Origin of the sequence: Pantoea sp. Lu_F5_004, assembly GCF_051136245.1 — a bacterium.
Taxonomy (GTDB): domain Bacteria; phylum Pseudomonadota; class Gammaproteobacteria; order Enterobacterales; family Enterobacteriaceae; genus Pantoea; species Pantoea agglomerans.
In genome coordinates, this window is the sequence record NZ_CP194946.1 from 3,995,277 (window position 1) to 4,010,577 (window position 15,301).

Annotated in this window: 12 protein-coding genes and 2 pseudogenes; 4 read left to right on the forward strand and 10 right to left on the reverse strand. The window is 51.7% G+C overall.

All coding sequences use genetic code 11. From position 1 onward, the window contains the following. The first annotated feature begins 2 nt into the window (after positions 1 to 2). A complete protein-coding gene (gene gppA / locus ACR8BN_RS18525; protein ID WP_434747209.1) occupies positions 3 to 1,490 on the forward strand; it encodes a guanosine-5'-triphosphate,3'-diphosphate diphosphatase in 1,488 nt (495 codons plus the stop codon). A 192-nt stretch (positions 1,491 to 1,682) separates the two neighbouring features. Here gppA and ACR8BN_RS18530 read toward each other — a convergent pair whose 3' ends face one another. From ACR8BN_RS18530 to rep, 8 genes and pseudogenes are all read right to left on the reverse strand, one after another. Then, entirely contained in the window at positions 1,683 to 2,147 is a 465-nt protein-coding gene (locus tag ACR8BN_RS18530) for a DUF943 family protein (RefSeq protein WP_434747210.1), read from the reverse strand. A 94-nt stretch (positions 2,148 to 2,241) separates the two neighbouring features. Then, a complete protein-coding gene (locus ACR8BN_RS18535; RefSeq protein WP_434747211.1) occupies positions 2,242 to 2,712 on the reverse strand; it encodes a DUF943 family protein in 471 nt (156 codons plus the stop codon). Continuing rightward, positions 2,709 to 3,548: a YPO3983 family protein gene (locus ACR8BN_RS18540; protein ID WP_191939449.1), complete on the reverse strand. Its 840-nt coding sequence runs from the start codon at positions 3,546 to 3,548 to the stop codon at positions 2,709 to 2,711. The genes ACR8BN_RS18535 and ACR8BN_RS18540 overlap by 4 nt, the downstream gene beginning before the upstream one ends. Positions 3,549 to 3,934: 386 nt before the next feature. After that, positions 3,935 to 4,297 (reverse strand): annotated as a pseudogene (locus ACR8BN_RS18545) (DUF943 family protein). A 189-nt stretch (positions 4,298 to 4,486) separates the two neighbouring features. Then, positions 4,487 to 4,954, reverse strand: coding sequence for a DUF943 family protein (locus ACR8BN_RS18550; protein ID WP_191939448.1), 468 nt, complete (start codon positions 4,952 to 4,954; stop codon positions 4,487 to 4,489). Further along, positions 4,951 to 5,793: a YPO3983 family protein gene (locus ACR8BN_RS18555; protein WP_191939447.1), complete on the reverse strand. Its 843-nt coding sequence runs from the start codon at positions 5,791 to 5,793 to the stop codon at positions 4,951 to 4,953. The genes ACR8BN_RS18550 and ACR8BN_RS18555 overlap by 4 nt, the downstream gene beginning before the upstream one ends. 219 nt (positions 5,794 to 6,012) lie before the next feature. Beyond that, a pseudogene (locus ACR8BN_RS18560) lies at positions 6,013 to 6,096 on the reverse strand (Arm DNA-binding domain-containing protein); the annotation flags it as partial. Positions 6,097 to 6,319: 223 nt separating this feature from the next. Beyond that, positions 6,320 to 8,341, reverse strand: a complete 2,022-nt coding sequence (gene rep / locus ACR8BN_RS18565) for a DNA helicase Rep (RefSeq protein WP_434747212.1) — start codon at positions 8,339 to 8,341, stop codon at positions 6,320 to 6,322. 75 nt (positions 8,342 to 8,416) lie between these two features. On the opposite strand from rep, the gene ppiC reads away from it, so the two are divergent. Beyond that, positions 8,417 to 8,698: a peptidylprolyl isomerase PpiC gene (gene ppiC / locus ACR8BN_RS18570; protein WP_090966428.1), complete on the forward strand. Its 282-nt coding sequence runs from the start codon at positions 8,417 to 8,419 to the stop codon at positions 8,696 to 8,698. Here the strand turns inward: ppiC and ACR8BN_RS18575 are convergent, their stop codons facing one another. After that, positions 8,699 to 10,759, reverse strand: a complete 2,061-nt coding sequence (locus ACR8BN_RS18575; RefSeq protein WP_434747213.1) for an AsmA family protein — start codon at positions 10,757 to 10,759, stop codon at positions 8,699 to 8,701. 284 nt (positions 10,760 to 11,043) lie between these two features. On the opposite strand from ACR8BN_RS18575, the gene ACR8BN_RS18580 reads away from it, so the two are divergent. Beyond that, a complete protein-coding gene (locus ACR8BN_RS18580) occupies positions 11,044 to 11,976 on the forward strand; it encodes a sugar kinase (protein ID WP_434747214.1) in 933 nt (310 codons plus the stop codon). Positions 11,977 to 12,177: 201 nt separating this feature from the next. Here the strand turns inward: ACR8BN_RS18580 and msbA are convergent, their stop codons facing one another. After that, a complete protein-coding gene (msbA, locus tag ACR8BN_RS18585; protein ID WP_370513291.1) occupies positions 12,178 to 13,935 on the reverse strand; it encodes a lipid A ABC transporter ATP-binding protein/permease MsbA in 1,758 nt (585 codons plus the stop codon). Between the two features lie 492 nt (positions 13,936 to 14,427). On the opposite strand from msbA, the gene ACR8BN_RS18590 reads away from it, so the two are divergent. Next, positions 14,428 to 15,300 carry an alpha/beta hydrolase gene (locus ACR8BN_RS18590; protein ID WP_010671660.1) on the forward strand — a complete coding sequence of 291 codons (873 nt, stop codon included), beginning with the start codon at positions 14,428 to 14,430 and terminating at the stop codon, positions 15,298 to 15,300. Position 15,301 lies beyond the last annotated feature (1 nt).

Here is a 15,301-nt window from a genome sequence, read left to right on the forward strand (position 1 = left end):
CCATGCTAAGCGCATCGTCACTTTATGCAGCGATTGATTTAGGGTCTAACAGCTTTCATATGTTGGTGGTGCGCGAGGTCTCTGGCAGTATCCAGACCGTTGCAAAAATTAAGCGCAAGGTTCGCCTTGCTGCCGGTCTGGATAAAAATAACCTGTTGTCAGCCGACGCGATGTCGCGTGGCTGGCAATGCCTCAGACTGTTCTCTGAACAACTGCAGGATATTCCTCCCGATCAGATTCGCGTGGTGGCGACCGCCACGCTGCGTCTGGCTGCCAATGCGCAGACCTTCCTCGACACCGCCCAACAGATCCTTGGCTGTACCATCAACGTCATCAGCGGTGAAGAAGAGGCGCGCCTGATTTATCAGGGCGTGGCCCACACCACCGGCGGTTCCGACCAGCGTTTAGTGGTCGATATCGGCGGCGGCAGCACCGAGCTGGCTACCGGCGATGGTTCGCACGCGTCGGTGTTGTTCAGTCTGTCGATGGGCTGTGTGACGTGGCTGGAGCGCTTCTTCAGCGATCGTCATCTGGCAAAAGAGAACTTTGACCAGGCCGAGCTGGCGGCACGTGAGATGATCCAGCCCATTGCAGCGCAGCTGCGTGAGCAGGGCTGGCAGGCCTGTGTTGGTGCTTCAGGCACGGTTCAGGCGCTGCAGGAGATCATGGTGGCGCAGGGCATGGATGAGCGCATCACGCTGAATAAGCTGCAGCAGCTGAAGCAGCGCGCCATTCAGTGCGGCAAACTGGAAGAGCTGGAAATTGAAGGGCTGACGCTGGAGCGGGCGCTGGTGTTCCCCAGCGGCCTGTCGATTCTGATCGCCATCTTCCAGGAGCTCAGTATCGATAGCATGACGCTGGCGGGCGGCGCACTGCGTGAAGGACTGGTCTACGGCATGCTGCATCTGCCCATCGACCGGGATATCCGTACCCGTACGCTACACAACGTCCAGCGCCGTTTCAGCATTGATGTTGAGCAGGCGGATCGCGTGCGTCAGCTGGCGGAGAGCTTTTTCCGTCAGGTTTCCACGTTGTGGAAGCTGGATCAGCGCTGTCGTGAGTTGCTGCTCAGCGCCTGCGCGATTCACGAAATCGGCCTGAGCGTTGACTTCCGTCATGCGCCGCAGCATGCGGCGTATCTGGTACGTCACCTCGATCTTCCTGGTTTCACACCGGCGCAGAAGAAGCTGCTGGCCTGTTTACTGCAAAACCAGAGCGGCAGCATCGATCTGGCTTTGCTGACTCAGCAGAATGCCCTGCCGCCGCGGCTGGCGGAACGGATGTGCCGTCTGCTCCGGCTGGCGATTATTTTCTCCACCCGTCGTCGCGATGACACCCTGCCTGCGGTGCGGCTACGGGCAGACGATGATGCCCTGCATCTGACCCTGCCCGCGGGCTGGCTGGAGGCCCATCCGTTGCGCAGTGAGCTGCTGGAGCAGGAAAGCCACTATCAGTCTTACGTCCACTGGTTATTAACGCTGCAGGAATAAACCCTGAAGTGAGTGGCATGGAAATAACTACGATGTAATCGTTATCTATTTTCAATGCCCCTGAGGCAGGCGGTTAGGCATTGCCGCTTTTCTCTCCTTCGGGATCGCCTGCTGAGCATTTTGCTGCTTATGTATGACTGGTGCAAGCCGGGTAGGGGATGCTTTATTGCTGTCTCTACGTCTGAAGTAAATCTAATCGGTTCCGTCTTTTACTATCTTACCGTCTTTCTTCATGCGATATATTTCATTATTCGTTGTAAAAGAGAGCCCCCTATTCCTGCCATAGCTAACAATAAAAACTTTATCTTTTTCTATACAGTTCCTTGGTGGTTTCATGTCTTCAAAGCAAAGTCTGTCGTACTTACCTTCTTCTTTATAACCATCACCAAAAGCCCAAAAGACAACAGTAAAAAAACCATCAACATCAGGCCTGGGGACTTCATACCTTTCTTTGAGCATATCCTTGTTTTCCTTCCACCAATTTATTCTTCCTTGATCCGTAAAAGGAAATTTTCTCACTAAAATATAGCTGTGATTACCATTCTCGTGTACAGCGACGATTTCCATCGTACGCAGTGACAGCCAGAGTATGCATGCCAGTAGCAGCAAAGCGAAAAATGACAGCGCGAATAGTACTGTCTTGTGTTTAACTTTCATTACGAAATCCGGTAATTTCTACAGCAGCTTCCAGTAATTATGAAAGGTTTGAAGCCAGACTGATTGTATTGCTGTCTCTTCGCGTGGAGCAAACCTAATCGGAAGCGACTTTTATAATGTAACCATTATGGTCTAAGCGATAATCATCACCATCGTACACGGTAAAGATTACGCCCATATTTCTGCTTTTATCGACAGAAAAAACAGCATCTTTTTCTATGCAGTTTACTTTTGTCTTCATATCATCAAAACAAAGCCTGTCATATTTCCCTTCTTCCTTATATCCTTCTCCAAACAACCAAAAAGTTACATAAAAGTAACCCTCTGAATCAGGGTTGGGAATACCATATTTATCTTTTAACATATCCTTATTTTTTAACCACCAGTTGATTTTTCCTTTATCAGTCGGCGGGAAACTGGCGACCAGAACATCACTAAAACCACTACATCTGTGATGAACGTCTATGATCTCCACGGGGCGAAGAAACACCCAAAGCCAATAGCTAAGTAGCACACAGCCAGCCAGAAAGAGCGAAATTATAGTTTTCTTGTATTTCACTATCATTTGCGAGTTCCTGTGATTTGTATGGTGGCTTCCATATTGGTCATGAATGGCTTGAAGCCAAACTGATTATATCGCTGGAGAACAAACCAGATGCAGAAGAAGTGGAACTGGCTGAACTTTGTTTTCAGAATATCATCACTATCCAGACCAAAATGATCCTGAACTTTATAATGCACCACTGCCCGGAAACGGTCATTTTCAACATGCAGGGAGTTTAGGGTGATGTGTGTTGCCCAGGTATCATGAACAGTGACGCCCATACCATTAAAATTATCTTCTAAGCGGTCAAATTTTGGGAGTTTACCCCCAATAATTATTTCTTTTAATTTATCCTTCTCTTTTCCAGGGTAATATCTTTTATCCCAATCAATATTTTTCTCAATAACTTCGTATAGTCTCAAGCGAGTACTATTTTTTGTCCTGTCATTAAAAATCTGCTCTTTTAAAGCTCCATCCAGCGCCATATCCCGAAAAGGCTTACCGTTGCCGTTCTGCATGTGAGTGATCATTTTTTCGATCAGATGACTGTATGGCCCATAAAGGGAAAACTGACGGGATAATGAGCGGAATTCATCAAACAGTATTGCGGCGCACTGCTGGCGGGTAATCTTTTCACCCTGGCCGCGCAGATTACAGCAGAACATGGACTGAGGACGATCCATTGAAGAACGCCGGGTGAGCGAGTAAGGATCAACCCGGTCAGATATATAGCCCAGTCCGTATTGGAATTTTAGCTCTGCTTCTGTCAGATCGCCGCATTGCATATCACTGGCGCTGTAGTCGTCCATCCATTTCTGGGTTTTGAATAGAGTGCAGGGTAACTGTAGTGCGGTCATCGTGACACATTCCTTGTGCTATCATCCGTTGAGCTTTTAAAAGAGAATAATATGCGGTGGCAGGCGGGAGTGTAAACGTTGTACAGTCCTGATCGCATTTTGTGCACCATCCGGGCCGGGTTCATATAATCGGCGTACTGCGCTTACAGTTTAAAGCCACAATGCGATATAACATCTTTCAGACTTTCAGTGATGGCCTGCGTCTGGAACTCAGTATTATCGATCCGCATATCTGTATACTGCGAAACCTGCCGGGAGGGTGTTGAGGCAGGCGATAAGGCATTGCAGCTTTTCTCTCCTTCGGGATAGCATCCTGAGCATTTTGCTACTTATGCAAAGCTGGTGCAGGAGATGATTGTATTGCTGTCTCTACGCGTGAAGTAAACCTAATCGGAAGCGACTTTTATAATGTAACCATTATGGTCTAAGCGATAATCATCACCATCGTACACGGTAAAGATTACGCCCATATTTCTGCTTTTATCGACAGAAAAAACAGCATCTTTTTCTATGCAATTTAATTTTTTCTTCATACCATAAAAATAAAGCCAGTGATATTTCTCTTCTTCCTTATATCCTTCTCCAGATAATCAAAACGTTACACAAAAGTAACCTTCTGAATCAGGCTTGGGAATACCATATTTATTTTTTATCCACCAGTTAATTTTCTCTTTATCAGTCGGCGGGAAACTCGTGACTAAAAGATCGCTGAAACCACTACTTTGATGATGAATGGCGACAATTTCCACTGGCCGCAGAGATAACCAAAACCATTAGCCAGGGAACAAGCAGTCAGCCAGAAAGAGCAGAACAATAGTGGTGTTTTTCACTATCATTAACGAACCCCCAAAATTTCCATGGCAGCCTCTATATTGGTCATGAATGGCTTTAAGCCAGACTGGTTTTATTGCTTTCTTTACATGAGGGGCGGCGCAGAGTTACTCATCTTTAATTTTTATTATCTTACCCTCTTTATTCATACGGTATTCGCCATCATTTACTGTAAATATAGTGCCTCTGTTTTTGCTGGAACTGATCGAAAAAACCCTATCTTTCTCAATGCAGTTTACAGGAGGGGACATATCAACAAAGCAAAGCCTGTCATATTTTCCTTCCTCTTTATACCCCTCGCCAAATATCCAGAAGGTTGTATAAAAATAGCCATTTCTTTCAGGCATTGGAATGTCATATTTATCTTTTAACATATCCTTGTTTTTTAACCACCAGTTGATTTTTCCTTTATCAGTCGGCGGAAAATTGGTGACCAGAACATCACTAAAACCACTACTTCTGTGATGAACATCTATGATCTCCACAGGACGAAGAAACACCCAAAGCCAATAGCTAAGTAGCACACAACCAGCCAGAAAGAGCGAAATTATAGTTTTCTTGTATTTCGCTATCATTTGCGAGTTCCTGTGATTTGTATGGTGGCTTCCATGTTGGTCATGAAAGGCTTGAAGCCAAACTGATTATATCGCTGGATAACAAACCAGATGCGGAAGAAGTGGAACTGGCTGAACTTTGTTTTCAGAATGTCATCACTATCCAGACCAAAATGATCCTGAACTTTATAATGCACCACTGCCCGGAAACGATCATTTTCAATATGCAGGGAGTTTAGGGTGATGTGTGTTGCCCAGGTATCATGAACGATAATACCCATACCGTTAAAATTATCCTGAAGTTTATTGAATTTAGGCAATTTACCCCCTGATATGGCTTCATACAGTTTTGCCTTCTCAATAGATAAATAAATGTTATTTTTCCAGTCTATATTGTCTTCAACCGCTTTCTGCAATAAAACATGTGTACTATTTTCCTGTGACTTATCGCTGAGAATTTGTTCTTTTAACGCCCCATCCAGCGCCATATCCCGAAACGGCTTACCGTTACCATTTTGCATATGAGTGATCATCTTTTCGATCAAATGACTGTATGGCCCGTAAAGGGAAAACTGACGGAATAACAAGCGAAATTCATCAAGCAGCATAGCAGCACACTGCTGGCGGGTAATCTTTTCACCCTGGCCGCGCAGATTACAGCAGAACATGGACTGAGGACGATCCATTGAAGAGCGTCGGGTCAGCGTGTAAGGATCAACCCGGTCAGAAATATAGCCCAGCCCGTAATGGGATTTTAGCGCCGCTTCAGTCAGATCGGCGCACTGCATATCACTGGCGCTGTAGTCGTCCATCCATTTCTGGGTTTTGAATAGGGTGCAGGGAAACTGTAGTGCGGCCATCCGTATACATTCCTTGTATTATCGTCCGTTGCGTCCTTAGCAGAGAATAATACGTGGAAGCAGGCGGCAGTGTAAATATTGTACAGCAATGATCGCATTTTATGCATCATTTGTGCCGTGTTGCCATAATCGGCGCACTTCGCTTACCGTCTATTACCAGAATGCTATATGACATATTTCCGACTTTCAGGTATGGCTTGCTCTGGTCAGGGAACTAAAGAGGTACAATCCCATACCATCAGCAAGTTTATAGGCTTTGTCTTTGGGCTTGCATGTCTCTACCTGTCGTGCAGATAATTTTATCTCAGGGGCAGTTTTAATATCGAACCAGAGCGCCCCCAGTCATGCCTCTTAATATGTGCGAATTACAATAGATGTTAAAAATTTACAGCCACTGCAAAGCCGCATTGTTAAAGATTAATTTTAATTTTCATCAGATCTTCTGAAAGTGAAAATAGTTGCGGAAGGTGTTCCCTGTCGTAATTGCCGTCGCGTGAGGCGAATCTCTTTCGCCTCCTGCGCTGGTTTAACTCTTTTTCGCCTTATCCAGCATCGCTCTCAGACCGGCCACCCGGCTCTGACCGGTTTTCATCCGCTCCTCCGCACTGACCACTTTGCGCTCAGTTTCCCATTGCAGATCGTCCTGCGGCAGTTCCAGCAGAAAACGGCTCGGCTCCGGCCGGATTAATTCGCCATATTGCCGGCGTTCGCGACACAGGGTAAAGGTCAGCTCTTTCTGCGCCCGTGTGATCCCCACGTAGGCCAGGCGACGCTCCTCTTCGATATTATTTTCATCGATACTGCTCTGATGCGGTAACAGCCCCTCCTCCATGCCCACCAGGAACACATAGGGGAACTCCAGCCCTTTGGAGGCGTGCAGCGTCATCAGCTGCACCTGATCCAGCTCTTCATCGCTTTCACCGCGCTCCATCATGTCGCGCAGGGTAAAGCGCGTCACCACCTGCGCCAGCGTCATCGGCTCATCGATATCGCTGCCCTCCAGCATCTCGGTCATCCACTGAAACAGCGTGTTGACGTTCTTCATCCGTATCTCTGCGGCTTTCGGGCTGCCGGAGGTTTCGAACAGCCAGCTTTCGTAGTCGATGCCGCGAATCAAATCACGCACTGCGTTTACCGGCTCACGTTCGGTCAGCTGGATAATCTCATTCAGCCAGTGGGTGAAGCGCTGCAGGTGCTCCAGACCGCGGCCACTCAGCGTCTGCCCCAGACCGACATCAAAACTGGCGTTAAACAGGCTCTTGCTGCGCAGGTTGGCCCACTCACCGAGCTTCTGCAGCGTAGCCGGGCCAATCTCACGGCGCGGTGTATTGACGATGCGCAGAAACGCGCTGTCATCCTCAGGATTGGTCAGCACGCGCAGATAGGCGAGCAGATCTTTGATCTCGGGCCGTGAGAAGAACGAGGTACCGCCAGAGATGCGATAAGGGATGCGGTTCTGCATCAGAAACTTTTCAAAGGTCCGGGACTGATGGTTGCCACGATAAAGAATGGCGTAATCTTTGTACTGCGTCCGGTTGATAAAGTGATGCGCGATGAGCTCGCCGGTGACCCGCTCCGCTTCATGCTCTTCACTGTTGGCAGTAAGCACCTTCAGCTCGCTGCCCTGCCCCAGCTCCGAAAAGAGCCGCTTCTCAAAGACGTGCGGGTTATTGGCAATCAGGATATTTGCCGCTTTCAGTATGCGCTGCGAAGAGCGGTAGTTCTGCTCCAGCTTCACCACCTCCAGCGCCGGGAAATCCTGATTCAGCAGCACCAGATTCTGCGGGCGTGCGCCGCGCCAGGAGTAGATAGACTGATCATCATCGCCCACCACCGTGAAGCGCGCCCGCGCCCCCACCAGCAGCTTAACCAGTTCATACTGGCTGGTGTTGGTATCCTGATACTCATCCACCAGCAGATAGCGGATACGCTGCTGCCAGCGTTCACGCACCTCCTGATTACGCTGCAGCAGCAGCGTCGGCAGCAGAATCAAATCGTCGAAATCGAGCACGTTGCACGACTTAAGATGCTGGCTGTAGAGGGCGTAGCAGTGAGCAAAAATATTATCCTGCTGCGATCGTGCCTGCGCGGCGGCGCCCTGCGGATCGATCAGATCATTTTTCCAGTTCGAGATGGTGGAGATGAGCTGCTGTAGCAGCGTCTTATCCTCTTCCAGCCACTCTTTTGTCAGCTCTTTCAGCAGGGCGAGCTGATCCTGATCGTCGAACAGCGAGAAGTTTGACTTCATGCCCAGCGCCGCCGTTTCGCGTTTGATGATCTCCAGCCCCAGCGTATGGAAGGTGGAGATCAGCAGGCCGCGCGCCTCTTTGCGGCCCAGCGTCTGCGCCACACGCTCTTTCATTTCGCGCGAGGCTTTATTGGTAAAGGTCACTGCAGCGATGTGGCGCGCCTGATAGCCGCATTCACGGATCAGATGGGCGATTTTATTGGTAATCACGCGGGTTTTGCCCGATCCCGCGCCCGCCAGCACCAGACAGGGACCGGTAACAAATTCGACGGCACGTTGTTGGCTGGGGTTTAAACGCATAGGAGAAATCGCCTGATTGAATCAAAAGAAAGGGGTTTATACTGGGCGGCAATTATACACAACCGAGATACCAACATGGCGAAAACCGCGGCGGCTTTACACATCCTGGTCAAAGAGGAAGCGCTGGCAAAAGAGATTCTGGCTAAACTGGCGAAGGGTGGCAATTTCCAGCAGCTGGCAAAGAAGCACTCAACCTGTCCTTCTGGCCGGAATGGCGGCGATCTGGGCGAGTTCCGGCAGGGACAGATGGTGCCGGCCTTTGATAAAGCGGTCTTTACCTGCCCGCTGCTGACGCCTTACGGGCCGGTAAAGACCAGCTTTGGTTATCACATTATCAAAGTGCTCTATCGCAACTAGTTACTTCTTCTGCTTCATCTGCTGCAGGACGGTGCTGCACTGATTGTCTTCGTTATCACTAGGAGAGATCAGTGCCAGCAGCGCCGCCGCCGGGCCGACTACTGCGCCAAGTGCCACTGCAGCGGCACCACGTGCAAGCAGTGGCCCCGTTTTCACGCCCGCATCAGGATTTTTAAAGGTGCCGCGCACGTAAAGCGGGGAGCGCAGCGTTACGATGCGGACGCCCTTACTCTCCGGATTCACCGAAAGATCCAGCCGCTCACTGGCGAAGTTCGCGTTGCCTGACACATTGATAATCGCGTTCTCGGTATCAAACACAAACAGGTTAGGCGTCGCCACACCGTTCTGCAGTTTGAGATCGGTGGCGGCGCAGTTGATGCGCACCTGGTCATCGCCAAACAGTTTGCCCACCACGTAGTTACCGACGTTGAGTCCGGCAATTTCCATCAGGCTGCGGCTAATCAGGCCATCATTCATCAGCAGCTTAAGTTGCCCGTTGCTGGTCGCCAGCAGATCGGCTACGGAGTTACCGGTGCCGGTAAAGCTGGCATCGCCATTGAGCTGGCCACGGCTGTTCTTCATCGCCTCCACATTCGGGAAGAGCTGACGCAGCTGCAGCTTACGGACATGAAGATCAACCCGACCACGCATCGGCGAGTGATCGCCCTCCAGCCGGATGGTGCTGTTGAGATTGCCGCCCGCCACACCAAAGCGCAGCGGGTCCAGCAGCAGATCACCGTTTTTCAGCTGCAAATGGGTATAGAGATCGCTTAACGGCAGTGAATTTCTGTGTTCGATCCGTTTGCCGCTGAACTTCACGTCGGCATCCATTACGTCCCAGTTTTTGGTGTCGAATTTATCGTGCGGCAGCACGCGGTCTGCGGGCTGATTCGATTTCTCACCGCGCCGGGCTTTGGCCTGCGCCGTTTTTTCACTGCCTTTGCCAGAGTCGACGCCAATCAGCGGCCCCAGATCGGCCATGCGCAGTTGCTCAGAGGTCAGTTCGCCGCTGAGTGTCGGGCGGGGTTTGACCTGACTGTAGATCAGCGAACCATGAATATCGCTGTCGCCAATATGTCCGTTGAATTTCTCATAGCGGTAGACCGCGCCCTTTTCGCCGCTGAATTTAGCAATCAGATGGCCGTCGGTTTCATAAGGTGGCGTGTCAGGCAGCAGGACGCCGGTCAGGCCATAGAGATTCGCCAGCGTATCGCCCGAGAAGCGCAGTCGCACGTTAAGCCCGCCGAGGTTCATCGGATCCTGCAGACCGCCGGTCACCTGAACCCGCGTGCTGCCGTTGCGCAGATCGGCCTCAATCGGGAACGGGGTGTTCTGACTGCGCAGTGACAGCATGCCGCCAATCTTACCGTCGCCGCTGAGTGACTCATTGTTATAAGTGCCCTTCGCCTGCCAGCCAAAGACGAAGTCGCCTGCGCCCTTCTGCTGATCATTGCCTCCGGCAATCTGCGTATACGGCACCGGTTTACCCAGCGGATTAACCTGCACCGTGACATCTGCGCGGTTAATGGCGTCGCGATAACGAATCTGGCCCTGATCGAACAGAATATTATCCAGACGGAATGACCAGGCCGATGGCGCAGCACTCTTCTCATCCTTGCCGCTATCGGCAAGGGTAAAGGTCCAGTTGTTCTTTTTATCCGCGGTCTGGATCAGACGCGCATCCGGCCGCTGCAATTTAATCCATGGGATGAACAGTTCTTTGTGCAGCAGCGACAGCGGTGACAATGTGGCATCGACCCGCTGCAGATGTACCATGGTGACGTCAGCAATATCAGGCGGATTCCCCAGCATGATATCTTCCGCATGGATCTGCGGCCACGGCACCCAGCGCCGCCAGCCTGCCTCGTCGCGATTTCGTGCCCAGTCGATACCCAGATCCCCGCGTATCGCAAAGGGACGGTTTAACTCGGTTGAAACTTTTTGATTGATGGTGGGCTTCAGGCGATTCCAGTCAAAGGTCGCGATGACGACGATAATCACCACGATCAACAACACCAGAATTCCTGCTACCCAGCTGACTATTTTCCCGGTACGCGACATTACGCTTTCTCCTTGCACATTCACGGTCTGCGTTAAAGATAGTCGAGACCACGGGCAACGGCATCAGGGAAGCGGGATAGTAAGATGATTCAATTCAGAAAAGGGGGTTTATCAGCCATTTCGTTAGCATAAGCGGTAAAAAAAGCCGACATTCCCGGCGTTTATCCCCGAGACCGGGGCTAATGGTCACCTTTGAAGGTAAATTAAAACACCGTTTTAAAACCATTGACGTCTGCCATACCAGACGCGAGACTAAGGCGATATTTCACTACAGGTCTGAAACCATGACGCAGAAAAAAATCGCCATCATCGGCGAATGCATGATTGAGCTGTCCGAAAAGGGTGAGAACATTAAACGTGGCTTTGGCGGCGATACGCTCAATACGGCCGTTTATCTCGCCCGCCAGGTTGATGAGCAGCAGTTACGGGTCGATTATGTCACTGCGCTGGGTACGGATTCGTTCAGCGATCAAATGATCGCAGCCTGGCAGCAGGAGAAGGTCAATACCGACCTGATTCAGCGGCTCGATAATAAAATGCCGGGCCTGTATTTCATTGAAACCGATGCCGACGGTGAGCGTACCTTCTGGTACTGGCGCAGTGATGCCGCCGCGCGTTACTGGCTCGACAGTCCGCAATCCGCAGAGATAACTGAACAGCTGTCGCAATACGATTATGTCTACCTCAGCGGCATCAGCCTGGCGATTCTGTCGCCTGCCAGTCGTGAAAAGCTGATGCTGCTGCTGGCTCGCTGCCGGGCTAATGGCGGCAAAGTAATTTTCGATAACAACTACCGCCCACGTTTATGGGCCGATCGGGCCAGCACACAGGCCGCTTATCGCGCCATGCTCAACTGTACCGATATCGCCTTCCTGACACTGGATGATGAACATCTGCTCTGGGGCGAAGAGCCGCTGGATGACGTTATCGCGCGTACCCGTCAGGCGGGTGCCAGCGAAATCGTGATTAAGCGCGGTGCAGACTCCTGCCTGGTGGTCACCGGCGATGCGCCGCTGATTGATGTGCCTGCGGTTCGTCTGGCGAAAGAGAAAGTGATCGATACCACCGCAGCCGGTGATTCGTTCAGTGCCGGTTATCTGGCTCGCCGTCTGACCGGCGCTTCTGCAGAGGTCGCCGCGCAGCGCGGACACCTGACTGCCAGTACCGTGATTCAGCATCGCGGCGCGATTATTCCGGCAGAGGCGATGCCTGACTGACAGAGCGGCAGCCAGCGTCGTTGATACAGGCACTGATCGTGCCGATGCCAGAAAATGCGCCTGAGGGCGCATTTTTTAGGCTGTTGGTAACGTCTGGTTGGGTGGCTGTAACACTTTTCTCCTCTGACCCGGCTCTCTGTGAGTTGAGCATATTAATTGCTGTTGGGTTCACTCTGCTTTGGCATTCGGCACAAACATCTCTTACGCACAAAGTGGCTGACTGAACTGCATCTGATAAAGCCGGGCATAAGCGCCGTTCTTTTGCAGCAGCTGCTGATGCGAGCCGCGCTCAACAATCCTGCCCTCTTCCACCAGCAGAATTTCATCTGCCTTTTCAATGGTCGAGAGCCGGTGAGCGATAATCAGCGTGGTCCGGTTTTGCTGTAGCGTCTCCAGTGCAGACTGAATCGCGCGTTCAGACTCGCTGTCCAGAGCCGAGGTCGCTTCGTCGAGGATCAGAATCGGACTGTCGCGCAGCAGGGCACGGGCAATTGCGATGCGCTGACGCTGTCCACCCGACAGCAGCACCCCATTCTCTCCAATCACCGTATCCAGCCCATTATCCATTTTATTAATAAACTCCATGGCATGGGCCATCTGCGCCGCCTTTTCGATCGCCTCCCGACTGAAGACGTCGGTACGGGCATAGGCAATGTTATTGGCGACCGTGTCATTGAACAGGTGAACATGCTGAGAGACCAGCGCCACCTGCTCGCGCAGTGAGGCCAGGGTGTAATCGCGCAGGTCATGACCATCCAGCAAAATTTCGCCGCTGTCGATATCGTAAAAACGCGTTAACAGGCTGGCGAGAGTCGATTTACCCGAACCGGAACGGCCCACCAGGGCCACGGTTTTACCGGCGGGAAGGGTCAGATTGATATGCTGCAACGCAGGCGTTTCCGATCCCGGATAAGTAAAGGTGACATCGCGAAATTCAATATTCCCGGTGGCGCGATCAGCCACCCGGGTACCTTCATCCTTTTCCTGTTCAGTATCCAGGATCGCGAACAGCGTCTGACAGGCTGCCATTCCGCGCTGGAACTGGGCATTGACGTTGGTCAGGGACTTTAACGGACGCATCAGCATCAGCATGGCGGAAAACACCGCGCTGATGGATCCCGCCGTCAGCGTTGCCATGACCGACGGAAAACTGGCTGCATAGAGCACAAAGGCGAGCGCAGAGGAGGCGAGCAACTGAATAATCGGATCGGATAGCGAGGTCGCCGAGACCATTTTCATTCCCTGGCGACGCATTTTGTTGCTGACCTGTTCAAAGCGGGAGGTCTCGACCTGCTGACCGCCGAACATCAGTACCTCTTTATGCCCTTTCAGCATCTGCTCTGCATGAGACGTCACCTGCCCCATGGTGTTCTGCATATTCTTGCTGATTGTGCGGAAGCGTCTGGAGACGATGCGGATCGCCAGTGACACAATGGGTGCCAGCACCAGCAGGATCAGTGAAAGCTGCCAGCTGTAGTAGAACATCATCACAAACAGGCCAACAATGGAGGCCCCTTCGCGCACCACCGTCACCAGCGAGCCGGAAGAGGAGGAGGCGACCTGCTCGCAGTCGTAGCTGATACGGGAGAGCAGCGTGCCGGTTGACTGCTGATCAAAAAATGCCACCGGCATGCCCATCATGTGACTGAACAGGCGACGACGCAGGGTCATCACCACTTTGCCTGACACCCACGAGATGCAGTAACTGGAGATGTAGCCGCTGACACCGCGAATCAGAATCAGCCCGATAATCACCAGCGGCATCCAGCGCAGAATGCCGTGATTGTTTTTGCCAATGACATCGTCCAGCAGCGTCTTCAGTAACGTCAGCATAAATGGATCTATTGCGGCGTTGACGATCAGGGCAACACCCGCAACCAGCAGTCCCAGCCTGAAGGGAGAAATCGTCGGCCACAGGCGACCAAAGGTTTGTCGGGTGGAGAGATCGGTATCAAACATGGGATGCATCTTACCGTTGTGAATGAACGACTGATATTATGTTAAACCCCATCAACCAACAGGAAACTGCCTGTTTCTATCCGACGCTGATCATTCCCAAATGAGACTGGTACTTAAGCCTCTGCAGCGTGGCGGGAGTGACTCTGGCGCTAAAATCATTATGTCGCCTTAACAGCAGACAGCGTGATATCCGGTAAATTGCGGCTATCGAAGCGGGCCGTGCCAGCCATTTACCTTAAGCTGCAAATTAGTGGTTAATAATGGACTTCCTGCGGCAATCCCCTTCAACCATCCTTATAATTTATTGATTAAAATTAATCAGTTATATAAACAGATCCACCACCAGGCATAGTCCGAATCTGGTCAGATCCCCCCTTTTCGGATGGACGACCGCCTGAAAAAAGACCATCTTTTAATCAAAAGACAGCAGGACGCTGTTCTCTCCGGCCGCGAACAAAACAATTAAAATATTCCCCGCATCAGGATCTATTTATGCACACAGAAATTATTAATATCTGGCCACACGGTGATGCGCCAGGCGCCAGCGATTCGCGCGCCCAGCCGCAGATTGTCGACATGGCAAAAGAGTATGAGCCTTACGATCGGGCTGCTACCGGCGTGCGTTGCCCGGAGATGGCGATCTGGCATCCGGTCGAATCAAACGGGATTACCCTGCTGGTCGCACCGGGCGGTGGCTATCAGCGCGTGATGATCGATCGTGAAGGCAGCGCCCTGGCGACATTCTTTACCTCAATGGGTTACACCCTGGCGGTGATGACTTATCGCCTGCCCTATGATGGACATCACGAAGGCCCCGACGCGCCGCTGGCCGATGCTCAGCGCGCGGTACGCGTCCTGCGTGAACGGGCGCAGCGCGGCCTGAATGGTAAATATATCGTCATGATGGGCTTTTCGGCGGGTGGCCACGTGGCTGCCAGTCTGGGTACGCGTTTCGCAGAGAAACTCTATCCGGTGCAGGATGGCGCAGAAAACTTCTCGCCGCGTCCGGATGCGATGGTCCTGGTCTATCCGGTAATCAGCATGCGGGACGGCATCGCCCATGAAGGAGCCAGAACCCGCCTGCTGGGTGCCTGGCCCGATCAGAAAACCATTGACGCTTATTCAATGGAAACCCGGGTTCATCCGCTGGTACCGCCGACGCTGTTGATCCATGCAGCCGACGATGATGATGTATCCGTGAATCACAGCATGGCGTTTTTTGGCGCGCTGCGTGAGCATAAGGTCCCGGCAGAGGTGCATTTCTATCAGAAAGGCGGGCACGGATTTGGTATCCGCGGCGTGGCAGATTTGCCCCTCGCCAGCTGGCCGATGTTAGTGACCGAGTGGCTCAGGGCAAAGACCTGAT